The 22,967-nt window shown below is 70.6% G+C and carries 27 protein-coding genes and 1 pseudogene; 15 read left to right on the forward strand and 13 right to left on the reverse strand.

Annotated elements, in window-relative coordinates; genetic code table 11:
- Nucleotides 1-320 precede the first annotated feature (320 nt).
- Complete coding sequence (locus ACWFR1_RS24260) at nucleotides 321-1,199, reverse strand: tyrosine-type recombinase/integrase (protein ID WP_453554445.1); 879 nt, start codon at nucleotides 1,197-1,199, stop codon at nucleotides 321-323.
- Between the two features lie 604 nt (nucleotides 1,200-1,803).
- Here ACWFR1_RS24260 and ACWFR1_RS24265 point away from each other — a divergent pair.
- Together ACWFR1_RS24265 and ACWFR1_RS24270 are read left to right on the forward strand one after the other, a co-directional pair.
- Nucleotides 1,804-2,070: a hypothetical protein gene (locus ACWFR1_RS24265; RefSeq protein ID WP_453554447.1), complete on the forward strand. Its 267-nt coding sequence runs from the start codon at nucleotides 1,804-1,806 to the stop codon at nucleotides 2,068-2,070.
- On the forward strand, nucleotides 2,067-2,459 hold the full coding sequence (locus ACWFR1_RS24270; protein ID WP_453554449.1) for a twitching motility protein PilT: 393 nt from the start codon (nucleotides 2,067-2,069) through the stop codon (nucleotides 2,457-2,459). Before ACWFR1_RS24265 ends, ACWFR1_RS24270 begins: the two co-directional genes overlap by 4 nt.
- 63 nt (nucleotides 2,460-2,522) lie before the next feature.
- Here the strand turns inward: ACWFR1_RS24270 and ACWFR1_RS24275 are convergent, their stop codons facing one another.
- The 5 genes from ACWFR1_RS24275 to ACWFR1_RS24295 form a co-directional block, all read right to left on the reverse strand.
- The gene (locus ACWFR1_RS24275; RefSeq protein ID WP_453554451.1) at nucleotides 2,523-3,410 is read right to left on the reverse strand and encodes an IS3 family transposase; all 888 of its coding nucleotides are present in this window, start codon (nucleotides 3,408-3,410) and stop codon (nucleotides 2,523-2,525) included.
- Nucleotides 3,407-3,706, reverse strand: a complete 300-nt coding sequence (locus tag ACWFR1_RS24280; protein WP_453554453.1) for a transposase — start codon at nucleotides 3,704-3,706, stop codon at nucleotides 3,407-3,409. Before ACWFR1_RS24280 ends, ACWFR1_RS24275 begins: the two co-directional genes overlap by 4 nt.
- A gap of 549 nt (nucleotides 3,707-4,255) precedes the next feature.
- Nucleotides 4,256-4,999, reverse strand: a complete 744-nt coding sequence (locus tag ACWFR1_RS24285; RefSeq protein ID WP_453554455.1) for an ABC transporter ATP-binding protein — start codon at nucleotides 4,997-4,999, stop codon at nucleotides 4,256-4,258.
- Nucleotides 5,000-5,004: 5 nt separating this feature from the next.
- The gene (locus ACWFR1_RS24290) at nucleotides 5,005-7,800 is read right to left on the reverse strand and encodes an FtsX-like permease family protein (protein ID WP_453554457.1); all 2,796 of its coding nucleotides are present in this window, start codon (nucleotides 7,798-7,800) and stop codon (nucleotides 5,005-5,007) included.
- 71 nt (nucleotides 7,801-7,871) lie between these two features.
- Nucleotides 7,872-8,063 carry a hypothetical protein gene (locus ACWFR1_RS24295; RefSeq protein ID WP_453554459.1) on the reverse strand — a complete coding sequence of 64 codons (192 nt, stop codon included), beginning with the start codon at nucleotides 8,061-8,063 and terminating at the stop codon, nucleotides 7,872-7,874.
- A gap of 197 nt (nucleotides 8,064-8,260) precedes the next feature.
- Between ACWFR1_RS24295 and ACWFR1_RS24300 the strand changes: the two genes are divergently transcribed.
- Genes ACWFR1_RS24300 through ACWFR1_RS24315 form a run of 4 tightly spaced genes read left to right on the forward strand, consistent with a single transcriptional unit; the run spans nucleotide 8,261 to nucleotide 11,713 of the window.
- Nucleotides 8,261-8,800 (forward strand): MauE/DoxX family redox-associated membrane protein, encoded by a 540-nt coding sequence (locus tag ACWFR1_RS24300; RefSeq protein ID WP_453554461.1) that lies wholly within the window; start codon nucleotides 8,261-8,263, stop codon nucleotides 8,798-8,800.
- A gap of 2 nt (nucleotides 8,801-8,802) precedes the next feature.
- On the forward strand, nucleotides 8,803-9,330 hold the full coding sequence (locus ACWFR1_RS24305; protein ID WP_453554463.1) for a TlpA family protein disulfide reductase: 528 nt from the start codon (nucleotides 8,803-8,805) through the stop codon (nucleotides 9,328-9,330).
- Nucleotides 9,327-11,246, forward strand: a complete 1,920-nt coding sequence (locus ACWFR1_RS24310; protein ID WP_453554465.1) for an ABC transporter ATP-binding protein — start codon at nucleotides 9,327-9,329, stop codon at nucleotides 11,244-11,246. The genes ACWFR1_RS24305 and ACWFR1_RS24310 overlap by 4 nt, the downstream gene beginning before the upstream one ends.
- Nucleotides 11,243-11,713 carry a S26 family signal peptidase gene (locus ACWFR1_RS24315; protein WP_453554467.1) on the forward strand — a complete coding sequence of 157 codons (471 nt, stop codon included), beginning with the start codon at nucleotides 11,243-11,245 and terminating at the stop codon, nucleotides 11,711-11,713. The genes ACWFR1_RS24310 and ACWFR1_RS24315 overlap by 4 nt, the downstream gene beginning before the upstream one ends.
- Before the next feature lie 18 nt (nucleotides 11,714-11,731).
- Here the strand turns inward: ACWFR1_RS24315 and ACWFR1_RS24320 are convergent, their stop codons facing one another.
- Entirely contained in the window at nucleotides 11,732-12,493 is a 762-nt protein-coding gene (locus tag ACWFR1_RS24320) for an AfsR/SARP family transcriptional regulator (protein WP_453554491.1), read from the reverse strand.
- Nucleotides 12,494-12,678: 185 nt separating this feature from the next.
- Between ACWFR1_RS24320 and ACWFR1_RS24325 the strand changes: the two genes are divergently transcribed.
- Nucleotides 12,679-12,807 (forward strand): hypothetical protein, encoded by a 129-nt coding sequence (locus ACWFR1_RS24325; protein WP_453554493.1) that lies wholly within the window; start codon nucleotides 12,679-12,681, stop codon nucleotides 12,805-12,807.
- 40 nt (nucleotides 12,808-12,847) lie between these two features.
- Here the strand turns inward: ACWFR1_RS24325 and ACWFR1_RS24330 are convergent.
- Nucleotides 12,848-12,955 (reverse strand): annotated as a pseudogene (locus ACWFR1_RS24330) (IS5/IS1182 family transposase); the annotation flags it as partial.
- Between the two features lie 203 nt (nucleotides 12,956-13,158).
- On the opposite strand from ACWFR1_RS24330, the gene ACWFR1_RS24335 reads away from it, so the two are divergent.
- Together ACWFR1_RS24335 and ACWFR1_RS24340 are read left to right on the forward strand one after the other, a co-directional pair.
- Nucleotides 13,159-13,662 (forward strand): DUF6119 family protein, encoded by a 504-nt coding sequence (locus ACWFR1_RS24335; protein WP_453554468.1) that lies wholly within the window; start codon nucleotides 13,159-13,161, stop codon nucleotides 13,660-13,662.
- 139 nt (nucleotides 13,663-13,801) lie between these two features.
- On the forward strand, nucleotides 13,802-15,193 hold the full coding sequence (locus ACWFR1_RS24340; RefSeq protein WP_453554470.1) for a hypothetical protein: 1,392 nt from the start codon (nucleotides 13,802-13,804) through the stop codon (nucleotides 15,191-15,193).
- Nucleotides 15,194-15,209: 16 nt separating this feature from the next.
- Here ACWFR1_RS24340 and ACWFR1_RS24345 read toward each other — a convergent pair whose 3' ends face one another.
- The gene (locus ACWFR1_RS24345) at nucleotides 15,210-15,623 is read right to left on the reverse strand and encodes a DNA-binding protein (RefSeq protein WP_453554472.1); all 414 of its coding nucleotides are present in this window, start codon (nucleotides 15,621-15,623) and stop codon (nucleotides 15,210-15,212) included.
- A complete protein-coding gene (locus ACWFR1_RS24350; RefSeq protein ID WP_028438980.1) occupies nucleotides 15,605-15,889 on the reverse strand; it encodes a hypothetical protein in 285 nt (94 codons plus the stop codon). The genes ACWFR1_RS24345 and ACWFR1_RS24350 overlap by 19 nt, the downstream gene beginning before the upstream one ends.
- A 493-nt stretch (nucleotides 15,890-16,382) precedes the next feature.
- On the opposite strand from ACWFR1_RS24350, the gene ACWFR1_RS24355 reads away from it, so the two are divergent.
- From ACWFR1_RS24355 to ACWFR1_RS24365, 3 genes are read left to right on the forward strand one after another with little or no spacing between them, the layout of a single operon-like run.
- Entirely contained in the window at nucleotides 16,383-16,763 is a 381-nt protein-coding gene (locus ACWFR1_RS24355; RefSeq protein ID WP_453554474.1) for a CPCC family cysteine-rich protein, read from the forward strand.
- On the forward strand, nucleotides 16,760-17,491 hold the full coding sequence (locus ACWFR1_RS24360) for a HEAT repeat domain-containing protein (protein WP_453554476.1): 732 nt from the start codon (nucleotides 16,760-16,762) through the stop codon (nucleotides 17,489-17,491). Before ACWFR1_RS24355 ends, ACWFR1_RS24360 begins: the two co-directional genes overlap by 4 nt.
- 3 nt (nucleotides 17,492-17,494) lie before the next feature.
- A complete protein-coding gene (locus ACWFR1_RS24365; protein WP_453554478.1) occupies nucleotides 17,495-18,124 on the forward strand; it encodes a DUF6000 family protein in 630 nt (209 codons plus the stop codon).
- 67 nt (nucleotides 18,125-18,191) lie between these two features.
- On the opposite strand, the gene ACWFR1_RS24370 is transcribed toward ACWFR1_RS24365, so the two are convergent.
- Nucleotides 18,192-19,331, reverse strand: coding sequence for a Fic family protein (locus ACWFR1_RS24370; RefSeq protein ID WP_453554480.1), 1,140 nt, complete (start codon nucleotides 19,329-19,331; stop codon nucleotides 18,192-18,194).
- A 347-nt stretch (nucleotides 19,332-19,678) separates the two neighbouring features.
- On the opposite strand from ACWFR1_RS24370, the gene ACWFR1_RS24375 reads away from it, so the two are divergent.
- The gene (locus ACWFR1_RS24375; protein WP_384558218.1) at nucleotides 19,679-19,954 is read left to right on the forward strand and encodes a hypothetical protein; all 276 of its coding nucleotides are present in this window, start codon (nucleotides 19,679-19,681) and stop codon (nucleotides 19,952-19,954) included.
- On the forward strand, nucleotides 19,951-20,358 hold the full coding sequence (locus tag ACWFR1_RS24380; protein ID WP_453554483.1) for a PIN domain-containing protein: 408 nt from the start codon (nucleotides 19,951-19,953) through the stop codon (nucleotides 20,356-20,358). Before ACWFR1_RS24375 ends, ACWFR1_RS24380 begins: the two co-directional genes overlap by 4 nt.
- A gap of 241 nt (nucleotides 20,359-20,599) precedes the next feature.
- Here the strand turns inward: ACWFR1_RS24380 and ACWFR1_RS24385 are convergent, their stop codons facing one another.
- Both ACWFR1_RS24385 and ACWFR1_RS24390 read right to left on the reverse strand, forming a co-directional pair.
- On the reverse strand, nucleotides 20,600-20,725 hold the full coding sequence (locus ACWFR1_RS24385) for a hypothetical protein (protein ID WP_384558212.1): 126 nt from the start codon (nucleotides 20,723-20,725) through the stop codon (nucleotides 20,600-20,602).
- Between the two features lie 37 nt (nucleotides 20,726-20,762).
- Nucleotides 20,763-20,912, reverse strand: coding sequence for a hypothetical protein (locus ACWFR1_RS24390; RefSeq protein ID WP_384558209.1), 150 nt, complete (start codon nucleotides 20,910-20,912; stop codon nucleotides 20,763-20,765).
- Between the two features lie 314 nt (nucleotides 20,913-21,226).
- On the opposite strand from ACWFR1_RS24390, the gene ACWFR1_RS24395 reads away from it, so the two are divergent.
- Nucleotides 21,227-22,967 (forward strand): type I polyketide synthase (locus ACWFR1_RS24395; protein ID WP_453554485.1); only part of this gene is annotated, 1,741 nt, incomplete at its 3' end.

Here is a 22,967-nt window from a genome sequence, read left to right on the forward strand (position 1 = left end):
CCTCCGCGATCCCTTGTCCCCCGTCCCCCGATCCCCAGCACTCGAGGATACGTGGGGTAAGAGGGACGACCGCGCCGCGGAGTTCCCCCACAGCCCCCTCCCCGGCCGAATCCCCACCCGCCCACAACCACCCCAAGGCGCAGCCGGGCACGAACACGCGAAAGGGACCGGACTCCTCGGAGCCCGGTCCCTTCCCGCTGCGATCAGACGTTGCAGCGGAATCTGTAGTACAGAGCTCCCGCCTGCGAAAACGTTTCTTCACATGATCGCAGCCAGCACCGATCCAGCACGGTAGGCGTTCACCCAGCGCATCCAGCACGTCAAGCGGCGGAGCGCGGCCCCTCCACGCCCTCGATCGCAGGGCGCATGGCGTTCTGCATGATGTCTCGACAGCGATCCCACGCATTGGGAACGAGGTGACCGTAGATGTCCACAGTGGTCTTGATCGACTTGTGGCCGAGCCAGCGGGAGACCTCGCGGATCGGTACGCCGTTCGCCAACGCGATCGAGGCGAAGAAGTGCCGGAGACTGCCGGGCGTGTACTTGGCCTGCCGTCCGCATCGGCCAGGCCCGCCGACACGCATGCCTTCCTGAAGTGGTAGCCGTAGGTGGAGGCGGTGGGCATCTCGCCCTTGCCGCGCAGGCGCGGGGCGAAGAAGACCTCCAGCCGGCGTCGCTTGCCCCCCGCCGGTCGGGGAGGGCCACAGGAACCGACTCCCACCGCGACAGGTGGGCGTCGATCTCCTGCTCGACGAACGAGGCGGCCGGGACGTCCCGGTACTCACCCTCCGTCCGGTGCTTGAGCGGCACGAAGACCGCGTGGCAGTCGCTGCGGTGTGAGCCTTGGCACTGACTTGCCAGCGGATCCTGACGAAGCCGGACCGCAGGCACCCGGCGGAGATGGCGAGGACCTCGCTGGTGCGCTGGCCTGTTCCCGATTGAAGGTAGACCGCGAGCCGGTACCGCGGGGCGATGTGCGCCGCGATCAGATCGACTTCGCCCAGCGTGGGAATCTCGTCCTCGTCCACCGCGCACAATCCCGCCCGGGATATCCGGACGCCGCGGGCGGGATTGTCCGGGATGCGCTTGTCAGCGACGGCCGCCTCCAGCATCGCGGCCACCACCACCATCCGGTCATTGACCGTGGAGACCGACAACCCGGCACCAGAGACATGCAAGTCCTTGGCGAACTTCTCCAAGTCGCGCCGCGCCGGCCAGCATCTTCCGTCCCAGACGCGGCACGAGATGGTTACGGATGAACCCTTCGTAGTTGCGGCGCGTCGACTCACCGACGACCCTCCGCTCCAGCCACTCCTGAGCCCAGACCCGCAACGACACAAGCCCTCGGGCGGTATCGAAGCGGATGCCGGCCTTCTTGTCGTTCTCGACCTTGTCGGAGAAGGCGTCCGCACCGTCCAAGCCCACCCGACGGGGAAACGACCTCTCCCGCTGCCGCCCGCGCCTACCGCCCGGTTCCCGGTACCGCACCGTCCACCCATGCCGACACCGCGGACGATCACAGGGAAAGTTCCGGTCCCGGACATCCCTCATGCACCTCTGAAAGACGCTCGCCACCCAAGCCCCGATCCTTCGCCTGGCCCGTGCTCGTGCACCGCCACCTCGCGACCAGGCAAGACATTCATCACCAATCCGCCCTTTCCGGCGAATGTGGCCCCAGCCTCCCCCCTGCGGACCGTCGAGTCCGCGAGGCTGCCCCTCGCCGGATGCGCTGACGCCCTCCGCGCTCACCACCACGTGATCCGCACATCAGCATCGGATGCCATACCACGCTATGGTTAATGTATGGCTACCAAGAAGGTGACTATCACTCTCGACGAATCCCTGGTCGAAGCCCTGGCCGGAGCCGCCGAGGAAGAAGGCATCCCGCTCTCCCGCCTCGTCGCCGGAGCAGCCGAACGCGAGCTGCGCCTGCGGGCCGGCCGGGCCGTCATCCAGGAGTGGCAGGCAGAACACGGCGCCTTCACCCCGGACGAGCTCGCCGCCGCCCGCGCGGACCTTGCCGCCGCCGACTCCGAGTACCTCAGCGGCTCGGGAGCCTCGGCCGCGTGAACATCCCCTACCTGTACGACGCCGGGGTCCTCATCGCCATCGACAACGACGACCGACGCATGTGGGCCCGCCACAGCCTGGCCCTCGAAGACGGCCGGGACATCCACGTCCCGTCCGTCGTCGTCAGCCAGGCATGGCGGGACTCCCGCCGCCAGGTCAGACTCGGCAAGCTCCTCGCCGGGTGCCACGTCGCACCCGTCGGCCTCGAGACCGCCAAATCCGCAGGCATCCTCTGCGGCAAGGCCGGCACCTCCGACATCGTCGACGCCACCGTCGTGACCATGGCAGCCAGCCTCGGCGCCATCATCTGGACCTCAGACCCGAACGACATCCGCACCCTCATCGACGCCCAGGACATCAAACCTGCCCCTGTCATCCGCACCGTCTAGCACTGCGGCCGCAGTCACGGGGGGCGCAGCTGAAGTTTCCCCGTGGTCTCGGACACTCGATGGTTATGCCGCGAGAGCGTGTTGATTCCGCTGCCGGGTCTCGGCCGGGGTGAGGTAGCCGAAGATCTTGTGCTTGCGCAGGCGGCGGCGGTTGTAGAAGGTCTCGATGAAGGTGAAGACCTCGGCGCGGGCGGTCGCCCGGTCGGGCCAGGTCCGGGTGCCGATCTCCTCCTTGAGCAGGGCCCGGAAGCTCTCCGCGGCGGCATTGCCGAAGCGCGATCCGGTCCGCCCGCAGCTCCGCCGGAGTCCCAACTCGCCTATCCGGTGGCGGAATTGGGATGAGGTGTACTCGCTGCCGCGATCACTGTGGATCACACAGCCCGGCTCCAGGTTCCCCCGGCCATGGGCCATGTCCAGGGCGTCGACGACGAGCTCGGTGCGGTGGTGATCGGCCATGGCATAGCCGACGACCTCGCGAGTGGCCAGGTCCAGCCAGCGGCCGAGGCAGAGCCAGCCCTCAGCGGTCGGCAGGTAGGTGATGTCGCCGACCAGCTTGATCCCGGGACGCTCGGCGTGGAAGTCGCGGCCGATCAGGTCCGGGGCCGGCTTCGCCTTCGCATCGGGCCGGGTCAGCGAGCGGCGCTTGCGCCGCGTGACGCCGCGTATGTCGCGCTCGCGCATCACGCGCGCGATGCGCTTACGGTTCACCCGCCGCCCCAGGCGCCGCAGCTCAGCGTGGATGCGCGGGACACCGTAAGTGTGGCGGGAAGCGATGTGCAGCACCGTGATCTCGTGCCCGAGCGCGTCGTCGGCGGCCTGACGGGCGCGGCGGGCCGCCTCGCCATCACACCACGCGTAGTAGGAGGAGCGGGCGACCTTCAGCACCCGGCACAGCGGAACGACCGGGTAGTTCGCCTTCTCCGCGTGGACGAACCGGTACAGCTCGCTCACCGGTCGTTCTCCTTCACGAAGAAGGCCGTCGCTCTTTTCAGGATCTCGATCCTCTGCTGCTGTTCGCGGACCTCCTTGCGCAGCCGTTTGAGTTCCTCGCGCTCGGCGCTGGTCAGCTCGCCCGGGGCGCCCTCGCCCTGGTCGGCCTTGGCCCGGCGGTACCAGCCGGGCAGGGACTCGGAGCTGATGCCAAGTTCCCGGGCCACCGCGGTGACCGTCTTGCCCGAGGAGTCGACGAGCGCGATCGCGTCCCGCTTGAACTCCTCGGTGTACCGCTTCGTGTACTTGCTTCCCACCTGGTGCTACTTCCTCTGGAACCTCAGGTCCCAGTCTCCAGGTGTCCACGATCAAGGGGAAGCTTCACTTCCCTAGTTGGGGAAGTCCCGCTCAACCGCAGGGGTCAAGCTCTGCGTCGACGATGCCGTCCTCGTCGACGGCGTCAGCGTCGACGTCGACATCGACATCGACATCGACATCGGGGGTGGCGTCGGCGTCGACCTTCACCTTGCTGAGGATCCGGCCGGCGCGGTGGACGGCGTCCTGCTGCCGCTGGGCTTCCTCGCCACTACGAGCCTTCGGGCGGCCTTGTCCTCTGTGGCGTTCTCGATTGCCTGTCGCGCCACGTTCAGCAGCTCGAGTGCGCCGCCTCCGGGGCCCGAGCTCCGGCCGGGCTGCCGCCCCGCTCGGGTTTCGTTTCGGTCCGCTGCGTGGGCATCACCGGTTCGGAAGCGGTCGTCCAGGCGGCGCTGACGGCCTGGCTGCGTTCCGCCGGGTCGGAGACTCCCTTGGCGGCCGCCACCGCCTTCTTCACTCGTTGCTGAACCTGGGTGGCGGCCGGCCGGAGTTCAGTCGATGTTGCCGGGGGCGGTCGCCGGGCCGGGCCGGGGGGTGCGGACCGCGGAGTCCTCGACTACTCGGCCGTCCTGCATGCGCAGGCGGCGGTCGCAGCCTGCGGCGACCGCTTCCTCGTGGGTGGCGATGAGGACGGTGGTGCCGTGCTCGCGGCCGAGGCGGACGATCAGGTCCATGACGTCGGCTCCGGTGGCGGAGTCGAGGGCGCCGGTCGGTTCGTCGGCGAGGAGGAGGCGGGGGGTGTCGACGAGGGCGCGGGCCAGGGCGACGCGTTGCTGCTGCCCTCCGGAGAGGTGGCCGGGGTGGGCGTGCTCGCGGCCTTCCAGGCCGACGGCGCGGAGGAGGTCGCGGGCGCGTTCGTGCTTGTCGTAGGGGGTTCGGCGGGGCAGGACGGGTGCCAGGACGTTGTCGAGGACCGTGAGGGCGGGCAGGAGGTGGAAGCGCTGGAAGACGAAGCCGACGCTTCTGCGGTACTCCGTGAGTCTCTTCCGGCGGAGGGCGGTGATGTCGTCTCCGTCGACGAGGACGGTGCCGGCGTCGGCGCGCTCGATGGCCCCCAGGAGGTGGAGGAGGGTCGATTTGCCGGATCCGGAACGTCCGGTGACGGCGACGCTCTGGCCCGCGGGGATGGTCAGGTCGATGCCGTCCGCGGCAGTGATCCGGGCCTCTCCGCGCCCGAAGACCCGGGTCAGGCCGGTGACTTCGACGGCTGCGCCGGAGGAGGAGGCTGTGCGCATGGGGTTCAGTCCTCTGCGAGAAGGGGAGCGGTGGGCAGTCTCAGCAGGGCGGCGACCGGTCCGAGGGCGGCCAGCGCGGTCAGGAGCACACCGCCGGCCGCGGCGGCCGCCGCGGTCACGGCCAGGGCCGCGGTGAAGGAACCGACGAGCCAGGCGACCGCCCCGGCCCCGGCCGCGGAGCCGGCCACGGCCCCCAGGAGCCCGAGCTGGACGGCCTCGTGGAGGACCAGACGGGCGAGCTGAGGCTCGGACCAGCCGGTCGCCCGCAGGACGGCGAACTCCGAGGCCCGTTCCCGGACGCCGAGGAAGACGACGTCCGCCACGGCCAGGGCGCCGAGCAGCGCGGTGCCGAGGGCGGCGGCGACGTCGACACCGCGGACCTCCAGGGCGATCGCGTCCCCCAGCGCCGTACCGACGACCCGGTCGTGGAACGAGGTGAGGATCGCGGCGACAGCGGTGACCGCGCAGACGCCGACGGCCAGGGAGAGCGCGCCGAGGGCGGTACGGGCGGGAACCCGGGCCAGGTTGGCGGCCGCGAGGCCCGCGAGGGTGCGGTGGCGGCGGGGCCGGCGGGCCGCCCGCACGGCGGGGCGGAGGGCTTCGGCGGGGTGCGGGACGGTGGCGCGCAGGGCCGGGAGCAGAGCGCCGGACAGACAGACGGCCAGGGCCACGGGGACCGCGAGGACGGCGCGGCCGGGCGGCACGCCGATGCCGAGCGGGGGGCCGAGGACGTACGCCAGGACGGCGCCGAGCACACCGGCCACCGTGCCGACGAGGGCCGTCTCGGTGAGGATCAGCGAGGCGACGCGGGGGCGGGACCATCCGAGGCAGCCGAGGACGGCGAGTTCCCTGCGGCGGTCGCGGACACCGGCCCCCACGGCGTTGAGGAGGAAGAGGACGCAGACGACGAGGACGAGGCTGGAGACGAGGACGCTCTTGCGGTCGGCGGCGTCGACAAGGGCGACGGCCACGCCCTTGACCGACCAGCCCTCGGTGAGGGCGAGCGCCGGCCGGCCGTACGCCCCGGGGCCCAGGCGGACGGTGCGGGGGGAAGGGGAGGAACCCATCGTGAGGTCGACGTCGAGCCCGGTGGTGCGGGTGATCTCCTCGGCCACGGCCCGGACGCGCTCGCGGGAGGCGGCGTCCGTCCCGGTGACGCCGGCGACGCGCACCCGGACCGCCGAGATCGGCGCGCGGGCCTGCGCGGAGGCCGGGTCGAGGATCCGGTCGAGCGCGGCGAGCGTGGTGAGCAGCTGGGGCGGGGTGGCGAGGTAGCCGCCGGGATTGCTGTTGGGGAGGAGGGGGCGGTCGCCGAGGAGGCGGCGGGACGCCGCGTCGGCGCCGACGGCCTCGACCGGCTGGTAGGTCTCCAGGGGGACGCGGGAGAGGGCGGAGAACTCGGTGAGGCGGGCGGGATCGAAGGTGCCGACGTCGATCGCGTCCTCGAACCACGTGCCGTCGAGGGACTCGGGCGAGCGGTACTCGGGGACGCGGCGCAGGGGGCGATAGGCGACGTCCTGGGTGAAGCGCGGTATGGAGAGGCCGGAGAAGTGCTCGCTGCGCCACAGGGCCTCTCGGTCGACCGGGACCCCGGCGGGAGCGAGGGGGGAGCCGGCGCCGTACTCCGGAGGGCCGGACTGGATGATCCGCGTGAGGTAGGCGACGGTTCCCCGCCGGGTGCCGTACGCCTGGTCGGCGGTCAGTGTCCGGGTGCTCAGAACGGTACCGGGCAGTGACTCCAGCCGTTTCGCGACCTCGCCGGCGGACAGCCCGCCGATGCCCGGGGCACCGGGACGGGAACGCTCGACACCGACCGTGACCTGCTCGTCGATCTGCGCCGTGGCCGACCTCAGCAACGGTACGTAGCGGCGCCAGCCGCCCTGCTCGCCGGGCCTCGGCTCGACGGTCTCGCGCTGCCGCAGGTAACGACCGCTGGTGACGGCCCTGTCCAGCCCGACCAGGCGCGCTTCCTCCCCGGGGTCGACGGCGGCCAGCAGGAGAGCCATGGGCCAGGAGACGCTCTCGGTCAGGCGGTGTTCCACGAGGGGCTTCCGGCTCCGGTAGTCCTCTCCGACGACGAAGTCGCCGTCCTCGGTGAGCTGTGCCGCGGCCAGCCAGCCGCGGCCGTCGGACAGCGAGGAGCGCGAAGGCTGGCACAGGGGCACGCGGCGGCCGTCGGGGAGCACCTCCAGCACGGGCGCGTAGTCGTTGCGGCACTGGGCCTGAACGCGGGCGGGATCGGTGCCGTCGGCGTAGGAAAGCGATTCCCGGCGGCCCAGTCGGGGCGTACGCGGCCACAGCAGACGGTTCTTGGTCACGTAGATCCGGCCGGGGGCTTCGTCCGCGAGACGGCTCAGGCCGCGGTCGCCCTTCCAGGTCTGCCGCAGCGTCAGCACCTGCTGGGTCCGGCTCCGATCGACCTGGTCGGTGACGTCGACGGTCACGGGGTTGTCACTGACGATGTACCCGACCATCGCGACCGGCGCGGCGACGTCGACGCCCGCGATGCGGGCGATCCTCGCCTGCTGGGCGGCCGTGATCCCGCCGAACTGCCCGGACAGGAAGTTCGGCCGCACCAGGCCCCGCTCGTCCTCCTGCGCGCTGCGGCCGCCCTCGGGGCGCACCAGGATGTCGTACGCGCCCCGGTAGTTGTCGTCCACCGTGCCGGTGGTGCGCAGCTGCGAGGTCTGCGCGCCGGCGGTGAGCAGGGTGAAGCCCGAGGTCGCCGCCAGGATCCCGAGGACCAGGGCGAGACTGCGCAGGGCACGGTGACGGATGTGGGAGGCGGCGAGCCGCAACAAGGGGTCTCCTCGGGAAGGCCGTAGCGCGGCGGTGCGTCCGCCCCGCCGCGCCACGGTCGCTCAGCGGTGCGTCAGCAACAGACGCCGGTCGACTGCCAGCCCGCGCAGAACGAGCTGTCCCAGCACATGTAGTTCTCCTTCGTGCCCCTGCTGCAACTGCTGCTGACGCACCGCGTGTACTTGACCCACCAGGTCGCCTCCGCCCGCGCCGTCGGGGCCAGCCGGTCGGCCATCTTGTCCGCGAGTCGCTGCAAAGTGTTCATCACAGGATCCCTCCGTCGCCCGACCGCCGGGCGCGGCAGGGCGAGAGAGAAGGTAGCGACCGCGCATACAGGCTCCGTACCGCTCGCGCGTACGGAGCCTGTATGCCGCTCTCCTAGGCTGCCGCCGGCACGGACGACACCCGCGGCGGCACGGCTGCGGCGCCGGACCCCGGCAGGGAACGGCGCGAGAGAGAGGGATGAGCGGTTTGGTGTACGTGGTCATGGCCTGCCGGGTCCTGCTGGCACTGGTCTTCCTCGTCTCGGCCGCGGGGAAGCTGCGCGGGAGGAGGGCGTTCGGCGGCTTCGTCGCGGAGACGCGCGCCTGGCGCCTGCTCCCGTCCGGGGCGGTGACGGCGGTCGCGGCGGGCGTCGCCGTCGCGGAGGCGGCGGTCCCCGTCCTCCTGGCCGTGCCCGCGACCGCCCGCGCGGGGGCGTCGGCCGCCGGACTCCTCGTCGCGGTGTTCACGGCTGGCGTCGTCGTCACGCGCCGGCGGGGCACGGCGGCCCGCTGCGCGTGCTTCGGCCGTGCTTCCGCGCCCCTGGGGCGCCGGCACGTGGTGCGCAACGTCCTCCTCCTGGGGGCCGCCGCCGTCGCCCTCGTCCCCGTGCGGGAGCCGGTCGCTGCGGCGCCGCTGCTGGTGGCGGTCGGCGCGGGAGCGCTCGGTGCGCTGCTGGTCACCACGCTCGACGAGATCGCCGGCTTGTTCTCCACCCTTCCCGACACCTCCAGGAGCTGATCATGGCCGTACTCGGCTCGGCCGTCGCCCTGCTGGGCGCCCTCACCGCCCTCAACCTGATCCTCACGTACGGCGTCATCCGCAAGCTGCGCACCCTGGGACCGGCCCGCCCGTCGGGGCCGATCGACGGGGGCAGCGTCGGCTCCTCCGCCGGGGACTTCTCGGTCCGCGCCACGGACGGCACGGCGCTCACCCGGGGGGACCTGCCCGAAGGCGCGCTCGTCGCCTTCCTCTCGCCCGGCTGCGAGCCGTGCACCGAGCTGCTGCCCCGTCTCTCCGCCACCGTGCGCAGCCTCGGGCTTCCCCGGACCCACGTGCTGGCCGTGATCACCCCCGGCATCGAGGACCCTGCGCCGTACACGGCCGAGCTCGGGGACATCGCCCTGGTGACCGCGGGGGACCAGGCGACCGCGGTCGCGGAGGCGTTCGGCGTCACCGGTTATCCCGTCGTGTGCCGCCTGGCTTCCGACGGCGCCGTCACCGTCGTCGACCGGGACCTGACCGCCCTCGTGGCCGGGGCGGTCGGGTGAGCCGCCCGCCGGCCGCCCTGCCCGCCGTCCTCGGCCTCGCCTGGCGTGCGGCACGCGGCCCGCTCGCCGGCGTGCTCGCCACCTCGCTCCTCGTCGCCCAGCTCCCCGTCACCGCGGCCTGGGCGACCGCCACGGTCCTGGACACGGTCGCGGCGGGCGGCGCCCCCGGGCGGATCGTCGCCCCCGCGGTCCTGCTCGCGGTGACGGGCGTGGCCACCGCTCTCCTGCCCCACCTCGACGAGCTGCTGCGCGGCGAACTCGCCCGGGCCGTCGCCCTCCACGCCCAGGACCGCCTCTACCTGGCCGTCAACTCCTTCGTCGGCCTGGCCCGCTTCGAGGATCCCGTCCAGCTCGACCGGCTGCGGCTCGCGCAGAGCTGCGGACAGGAGGCGCCGCCGCAGATCGTGACCGGCGGCGTGGGCCTGCTCCGCGCGGCCGTCACGGTCGCCGGCTTCCTCGTCTCGCTCGCCGTGGTCAGCTGGTGGCTGGTGGCGGCCGTCTTCCTGTCGGCCGTACCGGCCCTGCTGGTGGAGCTGCGCATGGCCCGGGTCTGGGCCGACACCGTGCTGCGTGTCACCCCGTTGGAGCGCCGCGAGCTCTTCTACGCCCAGCTCCTCGGCAGCGTCCAGGCGGCGAAGGAGATCCGCCTGTTCGGCACGGGCGATCATCTGCGGGCCCGCATGAGGGAGGATCGCGCGGCGATCAACGAGGCCCGTCGTGGTTCCGAGCGCCGTAACGCCGTGGCACAGGCCGTGCCCGCCGTGGTTTCCGCGGCTGTCGCCGCGGCCGGTCTGCTGTGGGCGGTACGGGAGGCGGCGCACGGCCGGCTGACCGTGGGCGACGTCACCCTGGCCGTCGCCGCGACCGCCGCGGTCCAGGGCGGCCTCGGCACCGCGGCCGCGCAACTCGCCGTCGTCAAGCGCAGCCTCATGCTGTTCGAGCACTTCACGCAGGTGGTCGGCCAGCCGCCTGATCTGCCGCGCCCGGCGCCGCAGGACCGGCCGGCGCCGCTGCGGACCGGCATCGAGCTGCGTGACGTGTCGTTCCGCTACTCCGATCAGCACGAGTGGGCCCTGCGCGGCGTCAGCCTGACCATTCCGGCCGGTTCTTCCCTCGCGCTGGTCGGCGACAACGGCGCGGGCAAGTCCACCCTGGTCAAGCTGGTGTGCCGGTTCTACGACCCCACCCACGGCACGGTCCTGTGGGACGGCCGCGACATCCGCACCTTCGATCCTGGCGAGCTGCGGCGCCGGATCAGCGCGGTCTTCCAGGACTTCGTGCGGTACGACCTCACCGCCGCCGAGAACATCGCCCTCGGGGCCCCCGACGCGCACGGCGACCCCGCACGGATCCACGCCGCGGCCGCCCGCGCCGGCGTGGACGGTCTCCTGCGGAGTCTGCCGCGCGGCTACGACACGATGCTCGGCCGGGCCTTCCCCGGCGGCGACCCCGATGCCGACGACGGCGTCGAACTCTCCGGCGGGCAGTGGCAGCGCGTCGCTCTCGCCCGCTCGCTGGTGAGCGGTGACGCCGACCTGCTCGTCCTCGACGAGCCCACCTCGGGCCTCGACCCGGAGGCCGAGGCCGAGGTGAACGACCTCCTCGCGCGTCACCGGCGCGGGCGCACCAGCCTGCTCGTCTCCCATCGGCTGTCGGCGGCCCGCGGCGCGGACCACATCGTCGTCCTGCGTGGGGGGCGGGTGGTCGAGCAGGGAACCCACGAGGCGCTGGTCGCCGCCGGAGGCCGGTACGCCCGGCTCTTCGCCCGGCAGGCCGCCGGCTACGCGGAGGACGGAGGGGACACTCGGAACGACGCGGACGCCGAACATGCGGGGCGGGCCGGGCGGGCGGAACTTCCCGGACGCGCCGAGCGCGCGGGGCCGACCGGGGTCCGGCCAGCGGAGGTGGACGCGTGAGCGCGGGAGTGGTGGCCGTCCTCGTGGTGCTCCTCGTGCCGGCCGCCCTGTTCCTGGCCCTCCCCGTCTCCAGGGGCCGGCTCCGGATCAGAGTCACCGTCGACGGCGCCAGCATGGAGCCCGCCCTCAGGCCGGGGCAGACGGTGGTCGCCCACCGCAGTCTCGCCGCCCGCCTTCGCCACGGACAGATCGTCATCCTCGTGAAGCCCACGGCACCGGGCGCCTGGGAGTGGCCCCGGCCTTCCCGGCGCCCGCACCGCCAGGCGCTGCTCGTGAAACGTCTCGCCGCGCTGCCCGGCGACCCGCTGCCCCCGGGCGTCCCCGGCCGTCATGCTGCCGAGGTGACCGTTCCGGCCGGTTACGCCGCAGTCCTGGGGGACAACCGCGCAGCGAGCACCGACTCGCGGGCCTTCGGCCTCGTGCCCCTGGACCGGATCGTCGCCCGTCTTCCCGACGACGGCCCCTGACGGGAGGGCGGACGGCGGTCACATACGGCTGCGGCACAACTCCTGGTGAAGGCGCACCAGTTCTCCGTCGAGCGGTGATCCCAGGTGGTCATGGAACACCTCGGCGGCTTCCCGCATGGTCTCGTTCACCGAGCCCCGCTCCCCCAGCAGGTGGTGGGCGCGCATCCGCAGGGCCCAGCTCCGTGTCCGCAGGGGGTCCACCGCCAGCAGCGCGGCGAGGTCCCTCAGGGCGGCCCGCGGCTCACCCAGGCTGAGGCACGCCTCGGCGAAGTCCTCAGCGGTACGCCGGCGCTCTTCGTCCAGGTGGGCCAGGCGGGCCGCGATCCAGCCGTTCCGGCGGACGTCCGCCGCGGCCCGGCCCGCGCCCCACAGGCCGAGGGCGCGGTCGAGCAGCTCGCTCGCGCGCTCGTGAGCGCCATCGGCGAGTGCCGCGCGCCCTTCGTCCACGGCCGACGTAAACAAGTGGGTGTCGCAGACGTCCTCGGGCACCACCAGTTCGTATCCGCCCGGGCGGGACACCAGGGTGGCCGCGCCGCCGATCAGCCGCCGCAGGGTGCAGACGTGGGTTCTGACGTTCGCGACCGCCGACGCGGGCGGGTCCTCGTCCCACAGGGCGTCGACCAGGTGGTCCACGGGGACCATGCGGTTCGAGTCGAGCAGGAGAGCCACCAGTAGGGTGCGCGCTCGCGCCCCGCCCACTTCCCGCCCGTCGACGCGGACCCTGCCCAGCATCCGTAATAACACCATCGCGGCTCCTCGTGCCATGGCTCCCCTCCCCATCCAGTCGGCCACGACCCGAAACCAGGACGAGGCCTGATGAGCCGCCACCTGAATGACATACCCGACGTGAAATATTTTTCTGCAAGTTGCAGAAATTATGATCAAGCTACGAGTCGCCCTCACGCGGGTCAAGGCCCGTGACACAAGTGGTCGAGGTGACACGTCCGGCGCCGGAACGTCCTTCCATGGACGACGGCAACGCCACCGCGGACGGGAAGCGCGACGGACGGCTGCCGGTCGACACGGCGGAACCCGGCGCCGTGGGCTGCTTCGTCGGCAGGTCGTCGCACTCGCCGGGAAACCGACCCGGATAGCTGAGCCTTTTCCAACCTCAGGTTGAGGCTGTGAAGGGCGAAGGCGCCGCCACCGCGTCCCGATCTCCTGCGGCCTGACTGTCAGCCGTCCGGTCAGGAACCGCAAGGTGCGGCTGGACAGATCAATCGAGGACGGGGAGACAAGCACGCGAAGCTCCTGGCGGACACGGGTGATCTTGGTCGAGAACCCGTCTACCAGGAGCTCCGTCGTTGCGCAGAACTGTCCAACTCACGGTCAGCGTCGCCAGCTTGGAAAAGGCTCCGTGGCTCCCCTGTTCCCCGACGCGCCCTCCGTCGATCTCCCCCGCTGGCCGCTCGCCGAGAAGCTCAACAGGAAGGGTATGCGCGTGTATGCGTCCCGTAGACGAAGGCGACTACAACAAGCTGGCCGCCCAGGCCCGTCGCGGCTGGGTCTGCCTGGACAAGAAGAATGTCCACAACCCCTTTCGGGCAAGCAACTCCGTCGAGATCTGCGACCTGTTCACCGAGGACGACACTCTTGTCCTCGTGAAGCCCGCGCACTCCTCGAGCCCGCTGAGTCACCTGTTCAGCCAGGCGCGCGTCTCCGTTGAGCTCCTCTTCGAGAACGCGGCCGTACGCGCAGAGTTCGCTCGGTCCGTACACGTCAACAGCGATCCGGCCCGCAGCATCCCCGAGGACTTCACCCCGCGCCGCGTCGTCTTCGCGATCCTTCTGAAGGACGGAGCCAAGCTCACGCCGGACTCCCTCTTCCCGTTCTCCGCTATCACCCTGGCCCAGACCGCGAAGGCCCTCGCCGCTCGCGGCGTGACCGTCGAAGTCATCGGCGTCGAAAGCGAGTCGGCCCAGTCCGCCATGCGCGACGAGGCTGCGTAGCCGCCCGGGACTCTCGCCGTAAACACGCCCTCTATATCTCTCATCCGAACGAGGAGTCCTTTCAACAACCCAGAATTCCCGCAAGGGCAGCGGGCATCGTCTCCGGGGTCAGGGCACCCAGGGGACGGCGGGAGGCTACATGGAACAGGACCTCAACAAGCGGCAGCGGGCAGTGCTCGGCTGGGTGGGCCAGGGGTGTCCCGACGGAGTCTGGCCAGACAGCACGTACAAGACCAGCGGACAAGCCCTGCAGAACCGAGGGCTCATCAAAGTCACCAAACGCCGCGGGCATTGGAGCGCCCACCTCACCGAGAAGGGGCGGCAGCATCTCATCGAACGCGGCATCCGCCCGGTGGAGCAGAGCACCCGACCGCCGGAGCGCCCCGCCCGAGAATCGGCACCGCCGCGCCCCCGAGCCGTGCCGAAGGCCCTTGCGAACTACGCGGACCAGCTACTCGATGAACTGGCCGTTGCGAACGACGGCTGTCTCATCAAGCCCATCGGATCCGGCCCGCACGCAGTGAATTGGGCGTCACGGGTCAACGCCGCCCGCAAGTCCGGCAAGATCCCCCACACGCAGGAAATCCACGGATACCGCACCCACCGCGGCTACGAGATCAAGCTGGTCGACATCCCTGCCTGGCGCCTCGCGGAACTCACCCCGCTCCCTGTGCCGGCCAGACTCACCAAACCCCATGCCGTCGTGGCCGCCCTCCAAAAGCAGCCGCAGCCCATGGGCCTGACCAAACCCCTCCAGGGCCGAGCCCTGCGCATCATCCAAACCCTCATCGCCGCCACCACAGCCCAAGGCCACAAGGCATCGCTCGGAACCACAGAGGGCGCGCCCCCGCCCCATCGGCGCCGCAAGGCACCACCGCACTTCTCCATCACCGCCCACGGCGAAAGTGTCGGATTCGTCGTCCTCCAAGAACAGGACCGCAGCGAACACGTCCCCACAGACAAGGAACTCGCCGACGCCAAGAAGCACTCATGGATGCGCATCCCCCGCTTCGACTACACCCCCTCCAGCCGCCTACGCTTCATACTCCGCGGCGGCAGCCCGCACCGTGCAAGCGAATGGGCAGATCTCCCCGACCGGCCTCTGGAAGAACAACTCGCCGAGATCGTGCAGGAGGTCGGACTCCGCGGCGAAGCCGCAGAGCGCAAACGCCTTGCAGACCAGCAAGCCAGAGAGGTACAGCAAAAGCGCTGGGAAGCCGCCATGCAGGAAGCCCACGCCGCCTACGCCCGCGCCTACTGCGTCAAACAACTCGGAAAACAGGCAGACACCTGGTACCAGGCCAGGCGCCTGACTGAATACGTCGCAGCAGTAGGCGTCCATGCCACAACACTTCCGCCCGGGCAGGAGCGGGCCGAGGTCGAGGCGTGGCTCGCGTTCGCGGACGCGCACCTCCAAGACCTCACCGAATCGGCCTCAGCGCCGAAACTGCCCACGCCGCCGAAACCCAGCGACGACGACCTCAAGCCCTTCCTCGGTCACTGGAGCCCCTACGGACCCCGCTCCTACTGAGCCGGACCAAGGGAAATCACACCGCCACGAGCCGGACCCGCTCGCCGCACAGCTTGGCCATGTCGTCAATATCGGAAGTCAGCATGACCACGGGGCGGTGCTGTCGCAGCGCGGCCTCGGCGACGGCCGCATCGATCGCGCACTTGTGTCCGGACAACCCGGCATTCATCAGCAACTTCGAGGCAGCCCTCGCCTCCTCGTCACCGACCGGGACGACCCGCAGCCCGGAAAGCACCCAGTTCAGGCGTGACTTGTTCGTACGGGCGTGGACGGCCTCGATGATGGTGAGCGCACTGATCACGACCTCCATGCCACGCGAGCGCGCCTCAGCGATCAGAGCCACCACCTGTTCTTCGTCAGCGAGCAGCTTCGAGAGTCCCTCGCTGTCGAGGACGAGCGTCCCCTCGTGACTCAGCCTGCGGCGGGCCACTCGGCCTCCTCGGCGAACACCTCGTCGAAGACCTGCCGCGCCCGCTGACGAGCCGGCTCGGAGACCGGCCCCTTGCGGCTCTCGTAGTCCGCCAGGTACTCGTCCAGGACCTGCCCACGCAGCTCACGCTCGACCGCCTCGGCGATGAACGCGGAGAACTCCCGCTTGCCCACCCGCGCCCGGATCGCCTCCGCGGTCCCCTCCGGCAGCGACAAGCTCACCCGCGTCGCTGGCCCTTCCCCGATGCTGTACGTCGCCTCAGCCATGCCCCCGATTGTGTCAAACGAGTAGGAAAAGCGCCACGTCCGCACTACCTTCACAGCTCGGCCAGCGCCTCGCTCACACAAATCCCAGCACGGGCACCCCCATCCCATCCCATCCCGACACGATCCCAGCACGGTACGGATGACCAGGGATGACGACAGGTGACGAAGGATCAGCTATCCCAGCACCATCCCAGCACGGGAAAGAACAAAGGGCCCGACTCCGAAGAGTCGGACCCCATCTGACCTGCATGTTTGCCAGATCAGCAACGTGGTGTTATATCACCCGTCACACATTGAAGCGGAATATCTGAAGCCAGATCCTGGCCTGCGGCGGAGCCCCATACAAGGCTCTGACCTGGGGTTTCCTCGTTGGCATGCGTTGACTCCCGACGGCCGTTTACGGGTGTCCCGCGGACTGGCTGCGGACTGGTCGGGAGTCCCGAGGCAGAGAAATCCATGGCACACCGGCGGGACCTGCCACGAGACTGCGCAGGTGAGCGACTCCTACCCCTGTCCCTGCTGTGGGCACCGCGTGCTGGGCGAGATGCCCGGCTCGTACGAGATCTGCCCCGTCTGCTTCTGGGAGGACGACGGGGTCCAGTTCCGCTGGCCGACCATGGCCGGAGGGGCGAACAAGGTCTCCCTGATCGAGGCCCAGCGGAACTACCAGGACTTCGGCGCCTGCGACGAGCACGTCCGCCGGCACGTCCGCCCTCCGGCCGAGGACGAGCCGCTCGACCCCGCCTGGCGCCCCATCGACCTGACACGGGACTCCTTCGAGGACTGGACGGCCGAGGACCGTGTCCCCTGGCCGGACGATCGCTCGGTGCTCTGCTGGTGGCTTCCCACTTTCTGGCGGCGCAATCACCCATGACCACTCACATCGAGAGACTCATCCAGCAGCTCGACGACTCGACCGGCCCGTCGTACGACGCCCGCGCAGAACTGATCGACATCGGCTCCGACGCCATCCCCGCCATCATCGACGGACTGCCCTCCCTCAGCAGCTTCGGGCAACTGACCGCCATCGAGGTCTTCGAAGAGGTGGCGGACACACGCTGCGGCCCCGCTCTGATCACCCTTCTGAGCAGCGACGACTCCACCGTCCGGGAATGGGCGGCGATGGCCCTGGCGAGCCTGAAGATCGACGGCGCGGTCGAGCCCGTGCGCCGCGCCTACCGCACCTGCCTGGAACGGGCGACGCCACCGGACTGGAGCGAGCCGGAAGGCATCCGCTGGGCCCTGACCGAACTCGGCGCACGCGCCCCCGTCGTCCCACCGCTCACCGCGCGCCTACGAGCCACCGCTGCGGACAACGCCCCCGGCTGGCCCTCGACCCACTTCACCGAGATCGTCAACGACCTGGCCGACCACGCCCAGGTGATCCTCTACTCGCAGTTCTGGCGGGTGGACGCCGGCCGCACGTACGGCGTCTCCGGCCCCGGCCTGGACTGGGAACTCGACTGGACCGCGCCCTGGGAGCAGCTGGTCGAAGAGTCCCGCACCTGGTCTCTGCTGGAAGCCTCCGAAGCCCCCGCCAGCGATAGCATCTTCGTCTCCCTCACCTGGATCGACCGTACTGACCTCTACCCGGAAAGGTGACCGATGCCGTCCCAGCACCTCGAGGAAGTCGGCTACGGCCATGTGGTCAAGAGCTACGTGACGAGGACGTACGGGGGCCTCCCGCGCTACCTCGTACTGAACGGCGGGCGGTTCCTGAGCCCCCGGTGGTGGCACACCACCCGCTTCACTCGACACCTACTCAATGACGCCGCCGCGGTCACCGACGAGGAACTGGAAGCCCTCCTCGGGTACGAATGGCGCTCGCGTCTCACCGCCGGCTGGCTGATCGGCATCGACCGCCGCGAACGGTTCCGGGCACGCATCGGCGACCTGCTCCTGGCCAGCGAGGTCTGCTATTCCGGCAGCGCCTACTGCTTCGCCCTGGCCCGCTACGGCACACACGCCGACGCCGAGATCCTCACCACCTACCTCGACCGCTACCTCCCCCGCACCGACCTCCACTACGACCAGCCCGCCGCCCTCGGCGCCCTCCTCCGCATCGACGCCCACCTCGGCACCCACCACGCCGACCGCTTCACGGAGCCCGACGGCCTCTGGGACGAGTGGGTCAAGGGCGTGGGACGCCTCGGCTACCCCAGCCACACCCCCGCCGAACAGCGCCGCTGGACGGACCTCCAGTGCGACTTCGCCAACGGCTGGACCTCGCGATAGCCGTAGACGTCTGCCTGCGGTTCCGTGAAGTCCACGCGCGGCTGCCCCCGACGTCCCGCTTGGGCACTCAGTAGCGCGTGTACGGATCGGTCAGCGGCAGCGGCGTCCGAGCCGCCTCCAGAGCCGACTCCGGAAAGGCCGGGCCAGCGGTGTAGAAGCGGGCACGGGTACGGCCGACCGGAGTCAGGACGTCACCCGCGACCAGGTCCCGCAGGTCACGTTGAGCCCGTTGCAGGCTCAGGTCCTCCGCTCGTTCGTAGCGCGTACGACGCACCCGCCCGGACATCGCCACGTCATGCAGAGCGGAAACCACCCTCTCCTCCAGCCCCTGGACTTCCGCGAACTCACCCAGCAGAAGCCACACTCGACTCGAGCGATCCAGGCGACTGCGTACAGTCTGCGCCTGCTGGTGGTACGCGGTGAGGTTGAAACGGACCCAGTCGGAGACGTCCTGGTCGGGGCGGTAGCTGGCTCCCCGGCGCTGCAGCTCGCGGTAGTACTCCCACGTATTGCCGGGGCGTCCCAGCCATGCCTCGATCGAGGAGAACTCAGAGGCCAGTTCTCCCTCCCTCGCGATCATGAGCGTTTGGAGGGACCGGGACATACGGCCGTTTCCATCCGCCCACGGGTGGATGGAAACAAGATGCAGATGCGCCATGGCGGCCCGTACCAGCGGGTGGCTGCCATCGTTCGCGTTCAGCCAATCGACCAGTTCGCCCGTCAGCGCAGGCACGTCGGTCGCCTCCGGCGCCGTGTATGCCGCGATGCTGGGGTCGCGAGTGTCCGTGACGTACACCGGTCCCCGCCGCCACTGCCCGGCAGGCTTGCGCGGGGCGTGCCGGTGTCCCTGCAACATCCAGTGGAGCGCGTTGAGCAACTCCTTGCTGTAACGGAAGTCCGCGACATCGTGCAGCGTCTGGATGTAGGTCATCATCCGCTGATAAGCGAGCGTCTCCTCCCGGTCCTCCTCGGAGACGTCGACGTCGCGCTCTCCTTCCAGAAGGTCCTCGACGTCGATCGTGGACACTCTGAAGCCCTCGATCGAGTTGGAGGCCGCCACCGCATCCGCGGTCAAGAACTTACGCAGTCCGTCGGTCCACCTCGCCGGAGCGGACCGGACCTGCAGGCGCAACGAGCGGCGAAGGTCGTCGATCTCGCCGAGAACACGTTGATCCTCGGCTTTGAGGGTGGGCGTGGGGAAGAGCATGACCCCACCATAGATTGACGCAAACATTGCGTCAATGCGTCACCGCGTGTCGACGATTACACCGAGTCCACGCGAGAACGAGAAGAGGGGTCGAGCCCGCGAGAGGCGTCGACCCCACATCCCCACCAAGCAAATCGTCATGACGTACAGCGATTGACCGATCAGACGTTGAAGCGGAACTCCACCACAAGGCTCTGACCTGCGGAAATGCAGGCGCATCCCAGCACCATCCCAGCACGGGAGCCGCGACAACGTACAAGAAGATCCGGAGCGCCAAGACTATGCATCAGTGGTGCGGGATGAACAGCACTCCGGTGATGTAATAGTTCCTGTACTAGACTGGCAGCATGAAGTCATCCCGCCCCGGCGGCACGGAGAACATCTCCGTCTCGATGCCCTCGGAACTCCTCGGTGCTCTGCGCTCGCGTACCGGCAAACGCGGCGTGTCCGCCTACGTGACGGCGGCGGTCCGGCATCAGCTCGCCATGGACGGCCTCGCCGAGATCGTGGCCGCCTACGAAGCCGAGCACGAGCCGCTGAGCGAGGCCGAAGTCCAGGCCGCGCAGCGCGAACTGTTCGGTGACGCCCCGGCGCCGTACGCATCCGGCGACAGCGCCGCATGAAGGAGCCCGCGGCCAGGTCCCTGGTGCTCGACTCCCAGGCGCTGTCGCTGCTCCTGCGCAACGACCGCCAGATGATCACCCGCATCGAGGCCGCTCGGCGCGTAGGCGTGCCCGTCCTCGTGTCTCCCCTGACGGTGGTGGAGGCCGTGTACGGGAAGACAGATGCCGCCCGGCAGCACTGGGTGCTCTCCCGCCTTCAGGTCCAAGACGTCACCAAGGCGGACAGCCTCACCGCGGTGCAACTGCTGAGCGACGCCGGTGGCCTGCACGGCCACAAATACGCCATCGACGCTCTCGTCGCCGCAATGGCGCTCCGCTCCCCGGCGCCCGTACTGGTGCTGACCTCGAACCGCGACGACTGGTCGAAACTGTGCGGTGACCGCGTACAGATCAAGCACGTCTGAGCCTGGTGTCTGCACCTGCGAGTGCGCTGCGCGCTCGAGCCAGGTCGCGACGCCACCGCAGGTTCGAGTCCCGCCGGGGGCGCACGACGAAAGACCCTCCTTCGGGAGGGTCTTCTTGCTGGTCGCGGGTGGCCTCAGCCTTCGGCCCGCGTGCCCGCACGCTCCGGCGGACCGGACGCTCCCGGGAGTGGGGGGCTCACAGGAGGCCAGGCGGCCCCTCGGATGTGCGGGGGAGGGTCACTCAGCCGATCCAGTCTCCGGTCTCCGGGTGCTCCCGGGTGTCCGCGTCGGCCAGGGCGGTCGGCAGTTCCTCGCGGGTGAGGGGCGGGCCGGGCCGGAAACCGGTGCCTCCGTCCCGGGGGGGCACGGGACGACCCGGCAGACGGTGAGCCGTCCCTTGTCGATCAGGGGGAGGAGGGCGGGGAGGAGTTCTCCGGGCGGGGCCGACGCGAGGGGTTCGTCCCGGTAGCCCCGGACGCCTGGAGGATGTCGCTCCCGAAGGCGTTGAGCATGAAGGCGCGCCCGGCGGCGGAGAGGCCCTCGGGGGCGTCCATGCCCGGATCGTCGTACGGCGGACGGCGGCGGCCTCCTGTCGACCGGGGTCGACGGGTGGGCTCCGGCGGCGCGTCCGACGGCCGGTGTCGCGCGGTGAGGAGTGGTGGGCTCCGCGGCGTGCCGTTTTATTCTCGTGGCTTCGGGAGGGATGCGGAGGCGTTAATTCAGGGGGGTGGTAACGGCTCGTTCATCCGCGGGAGGGCAACAGGGCGGTTACTCGCTCATGACCGGGTATTGAGAGGAGCCGGAGGGGATTCTCCTAGGGTCGGGTCACGCGTAGGGAAAATCTTCCACGAAGGGCGAGCCGAGCGCGATGACGACTGATCGCAATCCTGTGGGGTCCGGGGCATCGGAGCAGTATGACGAGGCCATCGCCGTCGTGGGAATCGCCTGCCGGCTTCCCGGAGCGGCTGGGCCCGACGAATTCTGGGAACTTCTGCGCGGTGGCCGAGAGGCCATCACGGATGTGCCGGACGGTCGCTGGGAATCGGCCGCGCCGCCGGAGTCGGCGGGAATGCGCAGGGGTGGGTTCCTGAAGGATATCGGCGCGTTCGACGCGGCGTTCTTCGGGATATCGCCGCGTGAGGCCGCCGCCATGGATCCGCAGCAGCGGCTCGTCCTGGAGCTGGCGTGGGAGGCGATCGAGGACGCCGGGATCGTTCCGGCGCGGCTGCGGGAGAGCCGTACCTCGGTGTTCGTCGGGACGCTGCGGGACGACTACGCGGGGCTGGTCGGGCGGCAGGGGGACGGGGCCGTCACGCAGCACACCATGACGGGTCTCAACCGGGGCGTCATCGCCAACCGGGTCTCCTACCACCTCGGGCTGCGCGGGCCGAGTCTGACCGTGGACGCCGCGCAGTCGTCCTCGCTGGTCGCCGTGCACCTGGCCTGCGAGTCGCTGCGTTCCGGGGAGTCGTCAGCCGCGATCGCGGCCGGGGTGAACCTGAACCTCCTCGGGGTGAGCGCGGTCGCCGAGGAGCGGTTCGGCGGACTGTCCCCGGACGGCACCGCCTACACCTTCGACGCCCGCGCCAACGGTTTCGTCCGGGGTGAGGGCGGCGGGGCGGTGCTCCTCAAGCCGCTCGCGCGGGCGCTCGCGGACGGCGACCGGGTGTACGGCGCCATCCGGGGCAGCGCCGTCAACAACGACGGTGCCACGCCCGGTCTGACAGTGCCCAGCCAGGAGGCCCAGCAGCAGGTGCTGCTGGCGGCGTACGCGAAGGCCGGGATCGGGGCCTCGGAGGTGCAGTACGTCGAGCTGCACGGCACCGGCACGCCGGTCGGCGACCCCATCGAGGCCGCCGCGCTCGGCGCTGTCCTGGGGGCGGGGCGCGGTGCGGGCGATCCGCTGCTGGTGGGGTCGGCCAAGACGAACGTCGGGCACTTGGAGGGCGCGGCCGGCATGGTCGGCCTGCTCAAGGTGCTGCTGAGCATCGGTCACCGGGAGATCCCGGCGAGCCTCAACTTCGAGCGGCCCAATCCGGCGATCCCGCTGGACGAGCTCGGCCTGGCCGTGCCGCGCGAACTGACCGGCTGGCCCCGGCCCGGGGAGCGGCTCGTGGCGGGCGTCAGCTCCTTCGGCATGGGCGGCACCAACTGTCACGTCGTCCTCACCGAGGGGCCCGCCCTGTCGGTGTCGGAGACGCCCGCCGAGGCGCCCTCGCTGCCGTGGGTGGTCTCGGGGCGCGACGCGTCCGCGCTGCGCGCGCAGGCCGCCCGGCTGCGGGAATTCGCCCTGGAGAAGGGCGAATTCGACTCGCGTGACGTGGCCTGGTCGCTGCTGGCGACGCGGACGCTCTTCACGCATCGCGCCGTCGTCCTGCGGGACGGACGGGAGGACGTGCTCGACGGGCTGGGGGCGTTGTCCGAGGGCACACCGGCCCCGGGGGTCGTCTCCGGGGTCGTACGGGGCGGCCGGCTCGGGGTGATGTTCACCGGGCAGGGCGCGCAACGGGCCGGGATGGGCCAGGAGTTGTACGAGACCTTCCCCGCATACGCCGAAGCCTTCGACGCCGTGGCCGAAGTCCTCGACCCGCTCCTAGGACGGCCGATAC

The sequence above is a fragment of the Streptomyces sp. NPDC055103 genome (genome assembly GCF_053607625.1).